The organism is Rhodococcus maanshanensis NBRC 100610, assembly GCF_001894865.1.
GTDB classification, from domain to species: domain Bacteria; phylum Actinomycetota; class Actinomycetes; order Mycobacteriales; family Mycobacteriaceae; genus Rhodococcus_G; species Rhodococcus_G maanshanensis.
Genome location: NZ_BCXA01000003.1, coordinates 260,534 through 277,138 on the forward strand (window position 1 = coordinate 260,534; position 16,605 = coordinate 277,138).

16 protein-coding genes are annotated in these 16,605 nt (G+C 69.9%); 6 read left to right on the forward strand and 10 right to left on the reverse strand.

Translation table 11 applies throughout. The features are described from left to right. Positions 1 to 24: 24 nt before the first annotated feature. On the reverse strand, positions 25 to 1,080 hold the full coding sequence (locus RM1_RS02575; protein WP_072749856.1) for a coiled-coil domain-containing protein: 1,056 nt from the start codon (positions 1,078 to 1,080) through the stop codon (positions 25 to 27). 513 nt (positions 1,081 to 1,593) lie between these two features. On the opposite strand from RM1_RS02575, the gene RM1_RS02580 reads away from it, so the two are divergent. The 5 genes from RM1_RS02580 to RM1_RS02600 all read left to right on the forward strand — a co-directional run bounded on the left by RM1_RS02580 (position 1,594) and on the right by RM1_RS02600 (position 5,824). Then, complete coding sequence (locus tag RM1_RS02580) at positions 1,594 to 1,995, forward strand: nitroreductase/quinone reductase family protein (protein WP_369693528.1); 402 nt, start codon at positions 1,594 to 1,596, stop codon at positions 1,993 to 1,995. Positions 1,996 to 2,070: 75 nt separating this feature from the next. Then, the gene (locus RM1_RS02585; RefSeq protein WP_245815956.1) at positions 2,071 to 3,216 is read left to right on the forward strand and encodes a site-specific integrase; all 1,146 of its coding nucleotides are present in this window, start codon (positions 2,071 to 2,073) and stop codon (positions 3,214 to 3,216) included. A 275-nt stretch (positions 3,217 to 3,491) separates the two neighbouring features. After that, positions 3,492 to 3,719, forward strand: a complete 228-nt coding sequence (locus tag RM1_RS02590) for a hypothetical protein (RefSeq protein ID WP_027501375.1) — start codon at positions 3,492 to 3,494, stop codon at positions 3,717 to 3,719. A 45-nt stretch (positions 3,720 to 3,764) separates the two neighbouring features. After that, positions 3,765 to 4,460 (forward strand): response regulator transcription factor, encoded by a 696-nt coding sequence (locus RM1_RS02595; protein ID WP_083576475.1) that lies wholly within the window; start codon positions 3,765 to 3,767, stop codon positions 4,458 to 4,460. Beyond that, positions 4,457 to 5,824: a sensor histidine kinase gene (locus RM1_RS02600; protein ID WP_072749859.1), complete on the forward strand. Its 1,368-nt coding sequence runs from the start codon at positions 4,457 to 4,459 to the stop codon at positions 5,822 to 5,824. The genes RM1_RS02595 and RM1_RS02600 overlap by 4 nt, the downstream gene beginning before the upstream one ends. 99 nt (positions 5,825 to 5,923) lie before the next feature. Here the strand turns inward: RM1_RS02600 and RM1_RS02605 are convergent, their stop codons facing one another. Next, positions 5,924 to 7,099 carry a M24 family metallopeptidase gene (locus RM1_RS02605; RefSeq protein WP_072749860.1) on the reverse strand — a complete coding sequence of 392 codons (1,176 nt, stop codon included), beginning with the start codon at positions 7,097 to 7,099 and terminating at the stop codon, positions 5,924 to 5,926. A gap of 37 nt (positions 7,100 to 7,136) precedes the next feature. Here RM1_RS02605 and RM1_RS02610 point away from each other — a divergent pair, with 37 nt between their 5' ends. Continuing rightward, positions 7,137 to 8,099: a 5'-3' exonuclease gene (locus RM1_RS02610; protein WP_072749861.1), complete on the forward strand. Its 963-nt coding sequence runs from the start codon at positions 7,137 to 7,139 to the stop codon at positions 8,097 to 8,099. 2 nt (positions 8,100 to 8,101) lie between these two features. Here RM1_RS02610 and RM1_RS02615 read toward each other — a convergent pair whose 3' ends face one another. The 8 genes from RM1_RS02615 to RM1_RS02650 form a co-directional block, all read right to left on the reverse strand. Then, positions 8,102 to 8,743, reverse strand: a complete 642-nt coding sequence (locus tag RM1_RS02615) for a DUF4097 family beta strand repeat-containing protein (RefSeq protein ID WP_072749862.1) — start codon at positions 8,741 to 8,743, stop codon at positions 8,102 to 8,104. A 106-nt stretch (positions 8,744 to 8,849) separates the two neighbouring features. Further along, positions 8,850 to 9,635 carry a MerR family transcriptional regulator gene (locus tag RM1_RS02620; protein WP_072749863.1) on the reverse strand — a complete coding sequence of 262 codons (786 nt, stop codon included), beginning with the start codon at positions 9,633 to 9,635 and terminating at the stop codon, positions 8,850 to 8,852. A 4-nt stretch (positions 9,636 to 9,639) separates the two neighbouring features. Beyond that, positions 9,640 to 10,455, reverse strand: coding sequence for an alpha/beta fold hydrolase (locus tag RM1_RS02625; RefSeq protein ID WP_072749864.1), 816 nt, complete (start codon positions 10,453 to 10,455; stop codon positions 9,640 to 9,642). Between the two features lie 81 nt (positions 10,456 to 10,536). After that, positions 10,537 to 11,136, reverse strand: coding sequence for a hypothetical protein (locus RM1_RS02630; protein WP_072749865.1), 600 nt, complete (start codon positions 11,134 to 11,136; stop codon positions 10,537 to 10,539). Next, positions 11,133 to 12,248: a PEP/pyruvate-binding domain-containing protein gene (locus RM1_RS02635; protein WP_072749866.1), complete on the reverse strand. Its 1,116-nt coding sequence runs from the start codon at positions 12,246 to 12,248 to the stop codon at positions 11,133 to 11,135. The genes RM1_RS02630 and RM1_RS02635 overlap by 4 nt, the downstream gene beginning before the upstream one ends. Before the next feature lie 2 nt (positions 12,249 to 12,250). Continuing rightward, on the reverse strand, positions 12,251 to 12,637 hold the full coding sequence (locus tag RM1_RS02640; RefSeq protein ID WP_072749922.1) for a hypothetical protein: 387 nt from the start codon (positions 12,635 to 12,637) through the stop codon (positions 12,251 to 12,253). Positions 12,638 to 12,701: 64 nt separating this feature from the next. Then, positions 12,702 to 13,721 (reverse strand): DUF4333 domain-containing protein, encoded by a 1,020-nt coding sequence (locus tag RM1_RS02645; RefSeq protein ID WP_083576476.1) that lies wholly within the window; start codon positions 13,719 to 13,721, stop codon positions 12,702 to 12,704. Positions 13,722 to 13,838: 117 nt separating this feature from the next. Next, complete coding sequence (locus tag RM1_RS02650; RefSeq protein WP_072749867.1) at positions 13,839 to 16,538, reverse strand: DEAD/DEAH box helicase; 2,700 nt, start codon at positions 16,536 to 16,538, stop codon at positions 13,839 to 13,841. Positions 16,539 to 16,605 lie beyond the last annotated feature (67 nt).

Consider the following 16,605-nt stretch of genomic DNA (forward strand, 5'->3'; position numbering starts at 1 on the left):
TGCGGATCTCACCTGCGACTCGCGTCAGGTGGTCGCGTTCTCCGCCGGCTCACCTTCGCGAGTACGGGGGTGTAGCTCGTCCAACTTCTCGCGCAGTGCGGCCTCGGCGGTGCGCGCCTCGCGGGTGTCGAGGCGGGCCCGCTCGAGGTCGTCCCTGAGGGTGTCGGCGCGTTCACGGGCGGTGGCGGCCGCCGACCGCTCGTGGTCGACGGCCTTCTCGAGCCGCGCGATGGTCGCCGCCGCAGTGGTCGCGGCGAGTTCGGCCGCGGCACGCATGTCGGCGATGCGTTGCTCGGCCGACGCGACGACCTGCGCGAGGCGTTGTTCGGCCGCCACGCCCGCCTGCTCGGCTCGCTGTTCGGCGGCGGCCGAGGACTGTTCGGCGGCCGCTGCCCTTCGTTCGGCCGACTCCGCCACGGACTGCGCCTCGCGCAACCTGCTGCGCAGATCGTCGAGGTCGGATTCTGCGGCAGACAGGCGGGTGTCGCGATCCGCCTCGACGGCCGCCACCCGCTCGGTCGCGACTCGCAGCGCCCCCTCCTGCGTCTGCTCCAGGGTCCTGAGCTCGGCCTGGTGCTCCGCGGAGAGTCGTTCGAGTTCGAGCCGGTGATCCGAGACAGCGGCGGCGAGCTCGGCGTCGACCGCGTCGACGGCGGCCTCTGCGTTCGCCCGATCCTCCACTGCGGCCTCGTGCCGTGTCCGCAGGTCGGCCAGGTCCGCCTCGTACTTCGCCTTCGTCTGGGCGAGTTCGACGGTGGCGCGGTGCAGTGCCACGTCGAGCGCGTCCGGGTCGCTGAGCTTGTCCACGGCGGCGGTGATCTGCCGGGCGAACACGTTGAACTGCTCGATCGAGGTGGTCGTGACGGTCCTGAGGTCCTCGAGCGTCCGTTCGAGGACTCCGACCGCCTCGCTCGGTGTCGCGTCTGTGAGTGCGTCGAGTTCGCCCTGCTGTTCGCGGGCCTTCCGGCGCGAGCGGAAGGCCCGGACACGGTCCGCGTCGCTGGCGTACTGACGGGGCCGGCCCGGTCGAGCCTTCGGCTCCTCGGCGGCGTCTACGACCTTCGCGGCCTCGGTGTTCACGGGTGCTCCCCTGTTCGTCGCTCTGGATCCCTTTAGTTACGTTACGTGTCAGGTTACGTTACAGTGGCTGTAATGAAACGATGATTCTTGATCGTCATAATCCCCACTTATGGTGAGTTACCGACCGGGGAGAATTCGTGTCTGAATCGCGCGCGAAACCGCCTCCGGATGGGGTGTGAAAAAAACGAGGCCTTGGGGGCGGACGCCACGGCGTCCGTCACGTCGGTCCCTTGCGGGGCGGTGTGGGCGCACAGATGCTTGTCGTGTGGCCTTCGGGCGCAAGATGGCATGTATGGCCGGGGCGGTAGCCGTCGTCTATCGAGCCTGGGTGTGCCCTCGGCTCATGCGTTGGGGCGCGACCGATGAAGAAGTGGCTGGGCCGTATCCCGGAGCAGACCGGCCCGATCCCGTCCTGCACGAACCCACACCCCCACCCTTGATCGAGAGGCCACGATGACTTTCGACACCCCCAACGGCACCACCGGCGCCCGCCAGCCCAGAGCCGGACCTGTGATGCGATGGCTGAATCGCTTCGCCGAGAAACGAATCCGTAAGGGAGGAAACGCCTTCGGCGGCATGAATGCTCTCGTGCTGATCACCGTCGGCCGCAAGTCCGGCATCGAACGCCGCACCCCCGTCGGCTGGTTCCCCGGCGAGGACGGCAGCCGGTTGATCGTCGCTTCCGCCGCAGGCGCACCGAAGAATCCCGCCTGGTACCACAACGTCGCCGCCAACCCCGACAAGGTCCGCATCGAACTGGCCGGGGAAACCCACGACGTCACCGCCGAACAACTCCACGGCGAACAACGCGACCGGGCCTGGAAGCAGATCGAGACCGCCGCACCACGATTCGCCGACTACCAGCGCAAGACCGACCGGCAACTCCCGATCATCCGCCTCACACTCCGGCAATGACACGTCTGGAGCGGCGCTGCTGATCCGCCACGACGCCCGCACCGACACCCGGATCGCTGACGTATCTTCTGTTGTGTGGCGGCCGAACTCGAACCCCTCATCGCCGGCGACGCCGCGCGCGGCGTCCTCGCGGTCCCCGCCGATGCGGCCGCGGCGATGCACCGACTGCGCGTCGAGTCCGTCTCCCCCAACACCCGCGCCGCGCAACTGAGCGACTGGACGTGCTTCACCCGGTGGTGCGACCGCGTCGGGCGGGCACCGCTGCCCGCCTCCCCCGACCTGGTCGGCTGGTTCCTGACAGAGAAGTCCTCTGAGGTCCGCCAGGACGGCCGGCCTGCCTACGCGTCGTCGACGATGACGCGCTGGGTCGCCTCGATCAACAAGATCCATTCGCTCGCAGGCCATCCCAAGCCGGGGCAGTCCTCCGCCGTGCGCGAGATCCTGCGTGGTATCGCCCGCACCAGGGCCACGCCGCCGCTTCGGCGCGAGCCGCTGCTCACCGCCGACATCCGCAGCATCGTCGAGTCCATGCGTGCCCGGTCGGCACACGGCTCGTGGGCCGACCGGGCGGCCGAGCGGCGTGACACCGCGTTGCTGATGCTCGGACTGACCGGCGCGATGCGGCGTTCGGAACTGTCGGGGCTCGCGGTGGGCGACGTCGTCCCGCACCGGGCGGACGGACTGTACGTGACGATCCGCCGGTCGAAGACCGACCAGGCCGCGGCCGGTCGCACGGTCACGCTCCCCTACGGCCAAGCCGAGATCACCTGCCCGGTGTGCGCATACTGGCGGTGGCGAGCGGTGCTGGACGCGTGGGACCGGGACGGCAAACCCGCGGTCAGCGCGTTGCTCGCGGAGCCCGACACCGAACCCCTCGACCACTGCTGCCGCGGCGTCCGTGGTCGCCCCGAGGCGGCGGTCCGGTCACTGTTTCGTCCCGTGCACCGCACCGGAGCACTTGGCGCGAACGCGCTGTCCGGACAGGCGATCGCGTCGATGATCCAACGCCGCGCGGTCGGGGCCGGGTACGCCGAGGAATTCGTGGCCCTGCTCGGCGGGCACAGCCTCCGGGCCGGATTCGTCACCCAGGCGGTCCGCAACGATGCGAGCGCCGAGCAGATCATGACCCAGAGCGGACACACCGATCAGCGGATGATCGCGATCTACTCCCGCCAGCACGCGGGCCTGCACGGCAACGCCGTGACCGCGCTCGGCCTCTGACTTGCGTCGGCGCCGGGGACCACCAGCGCCGACGGCGGAACGGCTGATGCGTGGCACGGTACGCGGCTCGACGTGGTCGCGGACTCTCACAGAGTCCTTAATCTCTCGCAACTGAACCACAATTTCGCCTCCCTAGGCTATCGATACGAGCTCTTCGGAGAATCGAATTCACCTGGAGAGCAAGAAGTTCTGAGCGACCAGGAGGCGTCATGTCGGGTATTCGGAGGTTGGGCCGGGAACGGCGTTGTGTCACCGCAACGACCGCGGAGCTGCGAATGCGCGGGCTGGACGCGATTCTCGCGTCCGACGAGAACTGCCGGGAGGTAATCGTCACCGAGCCGGGCCGGGGGTGGCTGGCGTCCGTGTTCCCCGGTGCCACACCGAACGACGAGGTCGACGTCCTCCTCTTCGCCACCGAACCGGCGCTGCAGTGGACCGAGGACTACCTCCGGTGGGCCGACTCGGTCGAGAATCTGTTGAGCGCTCGACGTGTCGCGGCCTGAGCGCATTGGACGGCGACAGCCGTCCGGACGCTGCAAGATGAAGGAGTGGTGGCGGTTCAGAAGGTACTGATCGTCGAGGACGATGCCGATGTCCAGACCGCGCTCCGGCGCGGCCTGGAACTTTCGGACTTCATGGTGGTCACGGCCGCGGACGGGGCGGCCGCCCTACGCGCCGTGGACGAACACGACCCGGACCTGGTCGTGTTGGACCTCAACCTGCCGATTCTCGACGGGGTGGGGGTGGTGAAGGCGCTGCGCGCCGTGCACAACGACGTTCCTGTGTGTGTCCTCAGCGCCCGCAGTGCGGTCGACGACCGGATCGCGGGCCTCGAGGCCGGGGCCGACGACTACATGATCAAACCCTTCGAGTTCGGCGAGCTGGTCGCGCGGATTCGTGCCCTGCTGAGACGTCGACCGGTATCGGAGCAGGCGACCGGCGACGGGACTGTGACGATCGGCCCGGTCGCGATCGATCTGCTCGGCCGTCGGGCCCACGTCGAAGGCAGGGAGGTGCACCTGACCAAGCGTGAGTTCGATCTGCTCGCGACGCTGGCCGAGAACCGCGGGATCGTGCACAGCCGCGAGACGCTGTTGCGGTCGGTGTGGGGATACGACTTCGACACCGAGACCAACGTGGTGGACGTGTTCGTCAGCTATCTGCGCCGCAAGCTCGAATCGGACGGCGCTCCCCGGGTGCTGCACACCGTACGCGGCATCGGATTCGTTCTGCGGGACCGATGACCGCGCGACATGGGCCGGTCTCGCTCCGGCTGCGGGTCACCGCTGCGGCGGCCCTCGGCACGGCGCTGGTCGTGCTGCTGCTCGGCGGGGTCGCGTGGTTCGGTATCGACCGACAGGTCGCGTCCCAGCTCGACAGCAAACTGGAATCGGTCACCGAGGTGGCCGCGGCCAACCTGACCAGCCTGAGGGTCCTGCAGGGGCCGTTGCCGTCGCTGCCCCCTGGGTACGCGGGCACGCTGCGTGCCGGCGACCTGGTGCTCTCCTCGACCGACACGCAGCTGCCCGAATCCCAGGTCGGCTGGCACGATGCGACGGCCGACGGGGTGCAGTACCGGGTGCGGACGGCCGAGGTGCTCAGCGGGCTCGGAGCCACGATCTCGATCGGCGCACCGACTGCCCCGGTCCGGGCCACGATCGACGGCTTGCACGGGTGGATGCTGATCATCGGCTGCGGCGCGGTGGTGGTGGCGGCCGCGCTGGGTTGGTTGTTCGCGGGGGTCGCGATACGGCCACTACGCCGTCTGGCCGAACAGACACGTCGGTTGGGCGTCGACCCGGAAGCACCGTCGCCGAGGGTGTCGGGGGCGAGGGAAGCCGAGGAGCTCGCGTCGGCGCTGCGGTCGCTGCTCGACTCGAACGCGGCCGAGCGCGCTCGCACCGCGTCGGCGCTTGCGACCGCACGCGACTTTGCTGCCGCCGCCGCCCACGAGCTGCGCACACCGCTGACGGCGATGCGTACAAACCTCGAGGTGGCCACGACGCTGGATCTGTCCGCCGCCACGCGGCAGGAGATCCTCGATGACGCGCTACGCACCGAGCGGCGGGTGGAGGCCACCCTGCGTGCGCTCGAGCGGCTTGCGGCGGGCGAGCTGTCATCTGAAGCGGATTTCGAGCAGGTCGACCTGGCCGAACTGCTGGACCGGGCGGCCCAGGATGCGATCCGAACCCATCCTGGTGTGGACATTCGACTCGATGTTCCGCCGGTCCTCACGGTCATGGGGCTCCCCGCAGGCCTCCGGCTGGCTGTGGACAACGCCGTCTCCAATGCGATTCGGCACGGCGGCGCCCGGATGATCGAGATCGCGGCACTCGCCGATGCGGACGAGGTGGTCGTCACCGTGACGGACGACGGCACCGGCATACCTCTGGGTGAGCGTGACGCCGTGTTCGAACGATTCCGTCGCGGCACGGGTGCGGCGCTGGACGGATCGGGCCTGGGTTTGGCGCTGATCCGTCAGCAGGCCGAGCTGCACGGTGGCGCGGCCCGGTTCGAGGACAGCCCGCTCGGCGGGGTTCGGCTGGTGTTCGGGCTGCCGCTCCAGTCCACCCGCACGGATCGATCCGGGTCCATTCCTCGTCGGTGAGGAAGCAGGCATGACGATGCTCCCGCGGTCGGGGTGCGTGTCGCGCAACCCATTCAGCATGGTCCCCTCGGCCGGGACCTACCGCGGGGAACCGCGGGGTCAGTCCCCGAGCACCGTCAGTCCGTGCGGACGGGAGTTCATCGGCTCGCAGCCGTCGGCGGTGACGACCACGATGTCCTCGATCCGGGCACCCCAGGCGCCGCGGAAGTAGATACCCGGTTCGATGCTGAAGGCCATGCCCTCGGCGAGCTCGATGCGATTGCCCGCCACGATGTAGGGCTCCTCGTGGACCGAGAGGCCGATCCCGTGACCGGTGCGGTGCACGAACACGTCCGCGAGGCCCTCCGCGGCCAGCACGTCGCGGGCGGCGGCGTCCACGGACTCGGCCGTGACGCCGGGGCGAACCGCGTCGACGGCGGCGCGCTGCGCCCGTTCCAGCACGGCGAACCGGGCGGCCACCTCGGCAGTGGGTTCACCGAGGCAGTAGGTGCGGGTCGAGTCGGAGTTGTAGCCGGGCTCGACCGGACCGCCGATGTCGACGACGACGACGTCGCCCGATTCGATTGTCCGATCCGAGACCTCGTGATGCGGGTCCGCCCCGTGCGGGCCGGAGCCGACGATGATGAACTCCGCCGCCGTGTGGCCCTCCTCGACGATCGCGGCCCCGATGTCCGCCGCGACCTCCGCCTCGGTGCGGCCGGGCCGGAGCCACTCCGCCATCCGGGCGTGCACCCGGTCGATGGCCGCGCCCGCGCGCCGCAGCGCATCGATCTCGGCGGGGTCCTTGATCATCCGGAGTTCGCGGAGCACGTCCGTGGCCAGGACGGGCGGTGCGCCGAAGGCCGCGGTGAGCGGGATGACGTGCAGCGCGGGCATCGCGTCGGCGACGGCCGTGCGTGCGGGCGAGGGCAACCCCGACGCCACCAGGGCGTACGGGTCGACACCGTCCACCCAGTCCCGCACCGTCAGGCCCAGTTCCGCCGTCGCGGAATCGCCCAGCGCCGCCAACTCCAGTCGTGGAACCACCACCGAGGCCGTGGATCCGTCGGCGGGAATGACGAGGCAGGTGAGCCGCTCGAAGGAATCCGCCCGCGAACCGAGCAGGTACCGAAGGTCCGGGCCAGGGGTGATGAGCAGAGCGTTGAGCCCCGCCGCCGCGGTGAGTTCGGCCGCCCGGCGCAGGCGTTCCGCGTAGATCGCGGTGGGGAAACGCGCTGGCGCCTGCGCTTCTGGACCGTCGGATGGGGTGCTCGCGGAACCGCCGTGGGAACTCATGCCACTCAGGTTAGTTCGGTTTGGCAGGATGAGGGCCATGACTGGCCCCCTGCTCCTGCTCGATGGCGCGAGCCTGTGGTTCCGCGCGTACTACGCGCTGCCCGAATCGTTCACCTCCCGCGACGGGCGACCGGTCAATGCGGTCCGCGGATTCACCGACATGGTCGCCTCGCTGATCACCAGGCATCAGCCCGAGCGGCTGGCGGTGTGCCTCGATCTGGACTGGCGCCCGCAGTTCCGAGTCGACGCCGTGCCCTCGTACAAGACCCATCGCGTCGCGATCGAGACCGAGGTGGGTCCCGACGTCGAGGAGGTGCCGGACACGCTGACGCCACAGGTCGACATGATCCTCGATGTGCTGGCCGCGGCCGGTATCGCGACCGCCGGTGCCGAGGGCTTCGAGGCGGACGACGTGCTGGGCACCCTCGCCGCCCGCGAACGCGCCGACACCGTCGTGGTGGTGAGTGGTGACCGGGATCTGCTGCAGGTCGTCGCCGACGATCCGGTGCCGGTGCGGGTGCTGTACGTCGGGCGTGGACTGTCGAAGGCCGAACTCTTCGGTCCCGTCGAGGTGGCCGAGAAGTACGGCGTGCCCGCGCATCGCCCTGGCATCGGGTATGCGGAGTTGGCCCTGCTTCGCGGCGACCCCTCCGACGGATTGCCCGGCGTCAAGGGAGTCGGTGAGAAGACCGCCTCGTCCCTGTTGCTCGAGTACGGGTCGGTCGAGGCGCTGCGCGCGGCCGTCGGCGATCCGGAGTCCGGTCTGGCCAAGGGGATCCGGGCCAAGCTCACCGCCGCCTCCGACTATCTCGACGCCGCGCTGCCGGTGGTCCGGGTGGCCACCGACGCTGCGGTCGAGATGTCGCGCCCTGACCCGTTGCCCGTCGCTCCTGTGGACCCGGACCGGCTCGAGGCGCTCGCGGACGAACTGGCCATCGGGGCGTCGATCGGCCGGCTGACCAAGGCGATGGCCGCGCCGCGGAACGGGTACGGCGCGTAGCCCTAGGCGGCGCCGTGCCGGATGATGATGTTGCCGAAAGCGTTACGCGCGTACACCTGCACGGTGTCCCCGTTCGTCTGCATCCGGTCGACCGGTCCCATCAGGTTCTGCACGGTGCCGTACTGAGCGCTGGTCTCCAGCCGCACCGCGCTGCCGGGGCGGATGGCCACCTCCAGCTCGCCTGCGGACGTCTCCAGTCGTAGCTCGCCGCGGGTTGCTTCGCCGATGCGGATGTCGCCCTTGGCGGTTCTCGCGGTCACCGAACCGCGCGGGCGTTCGACGGTGATGTCGCCGGCGGCAGTCTCCAGGTCGCACTGGCCGAGTTCGCCGATGCCCAGCAATCTACCCACCCCGGCGGTGGCATCGAGACGCGAACCGGTGGGCACCTCGACGGTCACCTCGATCGAGGGGTTGCCGCCGAACGGGGCGTGGGCCCGCCACCCTCTCGGCGCCTTCACGGTCAGGGTGCCCGCGGCGAAATCGACCTGGGTCTGCTTGGTGGCGCGCACGTCCTCGGTGCTGGACTCATCGGTTGGCCGGACCTCGACGACGGTGTCGGTACGGTCCGAGGCGATCACCGTGACGCCACCGCAGAGCACGTCGACGGTGACGGCGATCGGTTCCTGGGTCTGGAATGTGGGCATGGCTGTACTCCTTTGACGGGTGAAATGGGCGGCGGGGTCGGCGGACCCGGCCGGTGAAGTGCCTGCGGCCGAAATGCGCCGGGCTGAAAGACCGAGCAGCGCTCGGTCAGTGGGAGTTCGGTCCGGGGATGTCGATGCCTGCGGAGCGGAGCTTGGCCTCGAAGAGCGTGGTCAGCCGTGCCGAGGCCGATGCCTGCTCCTCGCCGTAGTCGCGGATCAGCTTGTACCGGGCCGCGGCCTCGGTGCGGGCTTGCAGGCCGGTCACGATCTTCAGCAGTGCGGGGTTGGCGAGGTAGTGGTCGGCCATGGCTGTGGCGAGCTCCTCGATGCGGGGATCGTTCGGTTCCCAGGCCGCGGCTTCCAAGGCGCGTTTGTTGAGGGCGACGAACTGGGTGTCTTCGAGCGCGTGCTCGACATGGGTGAGGTAGTCGTCGAAACCCTCGGGGACCAGTGCCTTGGCCAGGACCAGGCCCTCTCGGGAGGCCGCCACGTCGTCCGTGGTCAGACCCAGGCCGGGCATCCGGTCCAGCAGCGCCACGGCGCGGTCGGGCAGCATGGCCCGGTCACCGTCGGCGAGCCGGTGCAGCGTGTCGCGCCGGGCGATCAGCTCCTGGATGCGTTCGGTGAGGTTCCGCTCGACGTCGGCGAGCGCGGCGGCGAACAGCGTGGCGTCGGCGTCGAGCAGGGGCCCGATCTCGGCCAGTGGCACGCCGGCTCCGGCCAGGGTCCGCACCTGGACCAGCCGCAACAGGTCGCCCGATCCGTACCGCCGGTAGCCGGAGCTGTCGCGTTCCGGTTCCTCGACCAGCCCCTGCTTGTGGTAGTGCCGCACTGTCTTGATCGTCACGCCTGCGAATACCGCCGCCTGCCCGATGGTGACTCCGTTGATCATCTGCTCAGCTTGCCTGGTGATCGTCGAGGGCGGCGACCTCGCGTACCGCGTCCGCGACGGCCAGGAAGTCCTTGCGCAGGATGTGGGAGTGATTGCTGGCGACGCGCGCGCTCACCTCGATGTTCGAGTTGCTGGCGAGCACCGGATCGAGCGAAGCGCGCACCGCTGCCATCTCTTCCTCACCGCCGCCCAGGTTGGCACCCGTGGCCAGGACGTACCGTATCGGGCAGCTCACCCGGTCCAGCACCGGCGCGAGGGCGGCGTGCAGCTCGTTGGCCTCGATGTTGACGTCCGCGTGCTGGTCGGCGGTCATTCGCGCGGCCAAGCCGAGCGGGCGCGCCACCGGCATCAGGAATCGCATGCGACGGAACAGCTTCCGGATACGCTCCCGAGCCTGCTCGCCGGTGATGCCGTACGGCATCGCGCCGTCCACCGACACCACGCCCATGGCGCGGCCGGGATTGCGCTCGGCCCAGTGCACCGCGAGCAGTGCGCCGTACGACCAGCCCACCACGATCGGCTGCTGCGCCCCGGTCGCCTCGAGGACGGCGTCGATGTCGCGCAGGCACGCCTCGAAGGAGTAGTCCGCGGACCGCTCCGACTTGCCGCGGGCCCGCTCGTCGAAGGTGATGTGCCGGAACTCGTCACCGAGTTCGGCGATCACCGACCGCCAGTGCTTGGTGTCGGCGTAGGACCCGTTCAGGTAGATGACGGGACGGCCGGTGCCGCCGGTGTCGGTCACGGCCAGTGCCGTGTCGTCGACCGGCACCATGCCGGTCCAGGTGGAAGTGGCCGAGTTGCTCGCGTTCGAAGTCGTCATGCGATGAAGGGTGCACCTTGACCTCGGGTCAAGGTCAAGCCATGAGTTCCCGAGGGCTGTTTTGCGGGCTGTCCGGGGCCTTCAGCGGGTCAGGCCGAGGGTGGCGACGAGGTCCTCGTGCAGCTCGAACCACACCGCATGGCAGGAGTCGCGGTCGGTACCGGTGATCCAGGAGGCCTCGGTACGCGCGTTGGCCAGGGCGTCGCTGAAACGCCGGTGATAGCCGGAGAACCGTTCGAGGTGGGCCGTCAGGCGATCCTCGAGTCCGGCCAGTGCGGCCGCGGGACCTTCGAGTGCCGCGATCGTCTGGGCGATGGTCACGGTGTGCGTACTGATGCCCATCTCGGCCAACTGCCAGGCGGTGCAGGCCGCGGTCATCGCGTCGTTGTGCGGCAGGAAGTCCCGGTAGACCGCCTCGAGAGCGGCGCGGGCTCCTGCTGCATCGAGTTCGGCCGCCAGAAGGCGTTCCCCGTGAGTCTTGCCGACTTCGGTCAGCGACCAGCCCTCGTCGCCGGCAAAGGCGGAGAGGGTGATCCGGCCGCTGGCCTGAGCGTCGAGCAGGTGCTCACTCACCTCGTCCTCGGGCAGGGTCAGGCGGGCGGCGATGCGTGCGGCATCGGCGTAACCGAGAGTCCGGACGGCGTGCAGCACCAGGACGTCGGTCGGTGTGGCGCTACTCATGTGTTCTCCGCGGTGTGCTCGGGATGTCCACTGTGTCCGGACCGTTCGGTGGTGACCGTGCCGTTGGTGCCGTCGACGATGACGCGCACCCCGTCGGCGAGCACGGCCGTCGCGTCGGCGGCCGCCGTGACGGCCGGGATGCCGAACTCGCGCGCCACGATCGCGGCGTGGGCGAGAACGCCGCCGATCTCGGTGACGACCGCAGCAGCGCGGGCCAGCAGCGGGGTCCACGCCGGTGAGGTGGTGCGACAGACCAGCACGTCGCCGCCGCGGAAGCGGGCGAAGTCATCGAGCCCGCCGATCACCCGAACCGGCCCGGCCGCGATGCCGGGGCCGGCAGGCGTGCCTGCGAGCAACGCCGCTCCGGCGATGTTAGGTGACGGTGCGACAGGTTCGGCCCCCGATGTGGTGACGGGACGTGCTTGCAGCACCCACACCGTGCCGTGGGCGATGGCCCACTCGACATCTTGTGGACACCCGAACGACGCCTCGATCCGGCGACCGGTCTCGGCGAGCGCGAGCACCTGCGTCACCGTCAGGACGGGTTGGGCGACGGCGTTCGAAGCGGGGGCGACCCTGTGGCCGTCGACGATCCATCGCTGCGGGGTGACACTGCCGCCGACGACCGGCTCGCCCAGCCCGGGATGCGCTTCGATCACCACCTGGCCGGTGCCGGTGACGGGGTTCCGTGTGAACAACACCCCGGCTACTTGGGGGCGGACCAGCGCCTGCACGATCACCGGCTCCACCGGCCGCGGTGACCGACCTGTCCGAGCGGCGTACGCGACGGTGCGAGAGCTGGTGCCCGAGGCGGCGATGCGCCGCACCTCCTCGGCCACCCGCACTGCGGTGGTAGCGCCGAGGCTGGTGTCCAACTGGCCGGCGAACGACGCACGGACACCGTCCTCCACGAGCGCGGAGGAGCGCACCGCGAACGCTCCGCTCCCCAGCCCGCGCAGGGCGGTCTCGAGTTCCCCGACCCAGCTGTCGTCACCGAGCGCGTCGTCGATCACGAACCCGGCAGGCACCCGAAATCCCTCGCGCGCCAGCCGGGCGAGGGTGGCGGCCTTGGCGCCGGACCGCTCATCGGCTCGGCTCAGCGGAACCAGCACGGTCAGGACTCCGTGTCCGGGCCGGTCACTCGCGTGAGCACTCGGTTGAGCCGCTGCTGGGCGGCCTGCGCCGAACTCAGCCCGAGTGCGTCTGCGATCTGCGTCCACGTCATCCCGGCTCCACGTGCGGCGAACAGCAATCCGGCCTCGGATTGGTCGAGCTCCGCTCGCGCGGACGCCAACAGGCGCAACCCCGCGCCCACGACCGCGGGATCGGTGGTCCGCGCATCGCGAGCGGTCCAGGCGGTAAACCGCACCAGGTCACCGTCGGACGCCGGCTGGCCGGGATGCTGCCACGGGCGCCTGGCTAGGCCGGCGGCACCGGCCTCGTCGACGACAACGCGGGCGCGGCCGAGGTCGGCGGCATCATCGTGATCATTGAACGACACCACCCCACCTCAGCGCATCAACATTCTGTTGTCAACAGAATGTTGATGCGCAAGGGAGTTCGTCCTACTTGCTGGTCGGCCGACTCACCTCATAGGTGCCGGAGTCGTCGGTGAAGGTCACGGTCACCTGCTGCTGCTCGCCATCGACGGTCAGCTCGCAGGTGAAGCTCTCGCCCTTCTCGACTTTCTGGTCGGCGGGGCAGGTCACGTCGTCGACGTCCTTGATGCCGTAGGAGCCCGTGAGCACCTGCTCGACGCCCCGCTCGGCCGCGGCCCGGTCCAACGTGTCACCACCGACCAGCGTCATGCCGACGATCGCGGCGATGGCGCCGAGCACCACGACTGCGCCGACGCCGAGCGCGATCCACAGCGGGAGCTTCGACGAACCGCCTCCCGGCTGACCCGGGACCGGTGCGCCCCACTGCGGCTGACCGGGCTGGCCAGGCTGGGCATATCCGCCCTGCTGATACTGGCCAGGCTGGCCGGGGTACTGCTGCTGCTGCTGCTGCGCGTTGTACGCCTGGAACTGCGGCTGGGCGCCGGTCTGCGGCTGACCGGGCTGCTGTGCGCCCCAGGCCTGTTGGCTCCACTGCTGCTGGTCGCTCGGGGGCTGGGCGGGGTACTGCTGCTGCCCCGGGTACTGCTGGCCGGGGTATTGCGGCTGACCTTGATACGGCTGCTGCGGAGCGGAGTACGCCGGATACTGCGGCTGGGCGCCGGCCTGGGGCTGGGCGGGCTGCTGTGCGCCCCAAGCCTGTTGGCCCCACTGCTGCTGCGGGTACTGCTGGCCGGGGTACTGCTGCGGCGCCTGCGGGTGCTCGACACCCGGATACGGCTGCTGCGCAGACGGATACGCCTGGGTCGGTTCCGCACCGGCCTGCTGCGGCCACTGGAACTGCTGCGTCTGGTCGCCACCTTGCTGCGGCGTCGGCTCGCTCCCCGGCTGCGACGGTTCGCCTGCCGCCTCCGGAGTTTCGGCTCCGGTGGCCGCGGCCTCGGCGGGTGACTGCTCACCGGCACCGGGCTGGTCCTCGCTTGGCGCCCCGTGCTCGTCTGGCTGGCTGGGTCCGACCGGGCCACTCATCGTTGCCTCCCCTGAAGGTTGTGTTGAGGTACACCGTAGTCCCCCGCGGCTCGTCACCCCGGGGTCAAGCGGCGTGGCTGTCCGAGAAGCCGTCGAATCCGATCACCATCGGCCCGCTCAGGCCGCGTCGATCGCTACAACACCCCGCCGGATGGCGTGTACCGCCTTGGTCGCGGCGGCGCGCACCTCGCGGTCGGGCGCGGTCGACTGCACCTGGTCGAGGAGATCGATCACCTGCCTGCACCACCGGACGAAATCGCCTGCTGAGAGCGCCTGTCCGCGATCACCCGCCGCCAGCAGCGCGTCCACCAGCGGTTCCCCTCGCGCCCACTTGTAGATCGCCGAGACGAAGCCGAAATCCGGTTCCCTTGTGAGCGGCAGCTTGTGCCGAACCTCGTCTGCGCGAAGCTCGCTCCACACCTGCAAGGTCCGGGTGAGCGCGTGCCGCGACGGTCCGGTCGGGCCGCGGTCACCGGTGTCGCCGTCCTGCCGCGACTCGTAGACCATCGTCGACACCACACCCGCCAGCTCGGCCGGTCCGAGGCCCTTCCACAGACCGCCTCGCAGACATTCCGCGACGAGCAGGTCGCTCTCGGAATAGATCCGGCTCAGTCGCTGCCCGTTCTCGGTGATCCCGTGTCCCTCCTCCTCGATGTACTCGCGCTCGGCCAGCAGCGCGACGATGCGGTCGAAGGTGCGGGCCAGCGAGTTCGTCGTCGCCGCGACCTTCTGCCGCAGGGTCTCCGTCTCGCGGGCCAGCGAGTTGTACCGTTCCCCGATCCGACTGAGCTGCTCTCGGTCCGGCGCGGTGTGGCACGGGTGCGAACGCAATGCCCGCCGCAGCGTCGCCAGCTCGCGATCACTGGCCGCGGGCGACTTCCGCTTGCTGTATCGGCCCGGCGGCACGATCCCGGTACTGCGCAACGCCGAGGCGAGATCCCGTCGGCTGCGGGCGGTGCGGTGGTCGACGTGGCGGGGTAGCCGCATGCTGCCCAGCGACTTGGCGGGTGCCGGGAAGTCGGCCGCGGAGATCCGCCCGGCCCACTTGTCCTCGGTGAGCACCAGCGGACGCGGATCGTTCGGATCGGAATCGGTCTCGAGTACCACCGCCAGCCCGGACCGGCGGCCGACCGGGATCGCGATGACGTCACCGCGACGCAGTGCCGTCAGGGAGCTCACCGCGTCCTGCCTGCGGTCCGTGCGGCCCTGCTTCTCCAGCTGGCGTTCGCGGGCGCGAACTCGCTCCCGCAGCTGCGCGTACTCGAAGAACTCGCCGTCGGCGCCGCCGAGTTGATCGCTCAGCTCCGCCAGCACCACCCGGTTGCGTTCGATCGTGCGGACGATCCCGACCACCGACCGATCCGCCTGGAACTGCGCGAAGGACCGCTCCAGCAGCGAGCGCGACTCCGCCGCTCCCATCCGGTCGATGAGGTTGATCGACATGTTGTACGCGGGCCGGAACGAACTCCGCAGCGGGAAGGTACGCGTCGAGGCCAGCCCGGCCACCTCCGTTGTCTCGATCCCGGGCTGCCACAGCACGACCGCGTGGCCCTCGACGTCGATGCCTCGCCTGCCCGCACGGCCGGTGAGCTGGGTGTACTCGCCGGGGGTGAGCTCGGCGTGGGTCTCGCCGTTGTACTTGACCAGACGCTCGAGCACGACGGTCCTGGCGGGCATGTTGATGCCGAGCGCCAGCGTCTCGGTCGCGAACACGGCCCGGACCAGCCCGTTGACGAACAGCTCCTCGACGGTGTGCCGGAAGGCGGGCAGCATCCCGGCGTGGTGTGCGGCGATGCCCCGTTCGAGGGCCTCCCGCCATTCCCAGTAGCCGAGCACCTCCAGGTCGGCGCGCGGCAGCTCACCGGTGTGCTTGTCGATGATCGCGGTGATCGCCTCGACCTGCTCCTCGGTGGTCAGCCGCAGCCGCGACCGCAGGCACTGGGCGACCGCCGCATCGCAGCCCGCCCGGCTGAAGATGAACGTGATCGCGGGCAGCAGGCCCTCCTCGTCGAGGCGCGCGATCACCTCGGGGCGCGCCAGCGGCCGAAAGTTGCTGCTCGAGCCGCCCCGGTCACCGCGACCACGGCCGCGCGGCTGCCACGAGTCGGCCCGGTCCAGCGCCTGGCGTTGCTTGAGGTGCCGCACCAGCTCGCGGTCGACGATCAGCTTGGCGTTGCTGTCCGCCACCTGCGCATCGTGATCGAACAGGTCGAAGAGCCTGCGGCCCACCATGATGTGCTGCCACAGCGGCACAGGCCGGACCTCGTCGACGATGATCTCGGTGTCTCCGCGCACGGTCTCCATCCAGGCGCCGAACTCCTCGGCGTTGCTGACGGTCGCGGAGAGGCTCACCAGGCGGACCTCCTCGGGCAGGTGCAGGATGACCTCCTCCCACACGGCGCCGCGGAACCGGTCCGCGAGGTAGTGGACCTCGTCCATCACCACGTGTGAGAGCCCGCGCAGCACCGGTGAGTCCGCGTACAGCATGTTTCGCAGCACCTCGGTCGTCATGACGACCACCGGCGCCTCGGGGTTGATGCTCAGGTCGCCGGTGAGCAGCCCGACGGACGACTTGCCGTACCTGTCGACCAGATCGGCGTACTTCTGGTTGCTCAGCGCCTTGATCGGGGTGGTGTAGAAGCACTTTCGCCCCGAGGTGAGGGCGAGATGCACCGCGAACTCACCGATCACCGTCTTGCCCGCGCCCGTCGGCGCACACACCAGCACCCCGTGCCCCGCCTCCAGCGCCCGGCAGGCCTCCTTCTGGAAGGGATCGAGCGGAAAGCTCAGCTGCGCCGCGAAGGTCTCGAGTTCCACACAGCCAGGTTAGCCAACGGGACGGCCGGGTCCGTCCAACGACGACGGGCTGCCCTCGAACCGACAA

What these genes read in the sequence shown, in the direction of transcription:
- RM1_RS02580 (WP_369693528.1), top strand. Translation starts at nt 1,594, where the DNA reads ATGCGATGGCTGAATCGCTTCGCCGAGAAACGAATCCGTAAGGGAGGA.
- RM1_RS02590 (WP_027501375.1), top strand. Translation starts at nt 3,492, where the DNA reads ATGCGCGGGCTGGACGCGATTCTCGCGTCCGACGAGAACTGCCGGGAG.
- RM1_RS02600 (WP_072749859.1), top strand. Translation starts at nt 4,457, where the DNA reads ATGACCGCGCGACATGGGCCGGTCTCGCTCCGGCTGCGGGTCACCGCT.
- RM1_RS02605 (WP_072749860.1), bottom strand. Translation starts at nt 7,099, where the DNA reads ATGAGTTCCCACGGCGGTTCCGCGAGCACCCCATCCGACGGTCCAGAA.
- RM1_RS02610 (WP_072749861.1), top strand. Translation starts at nt 7,137, where the DNA reads ATGACTGGCCCCCTGCTCCTGCTCGATGGCGCGAGCCTGTGGTTCCGC.
- RM1_RS02615 (WP_072749862.1), bottom strand. Translation starts at nt 8,743, where the DNA reads ATGCCCACATTCCAGACCCAGGAACCGATCGCCGTCACCGTCGACGTG.
- RM1_RS02620 (WP_072749863.1), bottom strand. Translation starts at nt 9,635, where the DNA reads ATGATCAACGGAGTCACCATCGGGCAGGCGGCGGTATTCGCAGGCGTG.
- RM1_RS02625 (WP_072749864.1), bottom strand. Translation starts at nt 10,455, where the DNA reads ATGACGACTTCGAACGCGAGCAACTCGGCCACTTCCACCTGGACCGGC.
- RM1_RS02630 (WP_072749865.1), bottom strand. Translation starts at nt 11,136, where the DNA reads ATGAGTAGCGCCACACCGACCGACGTCCTGGTGCTGCACGCCGTCCGG.
- RM1_RS02645 (WP_083576476.1), bottom strand. Translation starts at nt 13,721, where the DNA reads ATGAGTGGCCCGGTCGGACCCAGCCAGCCAGACGAGCACGGGGCGCCA.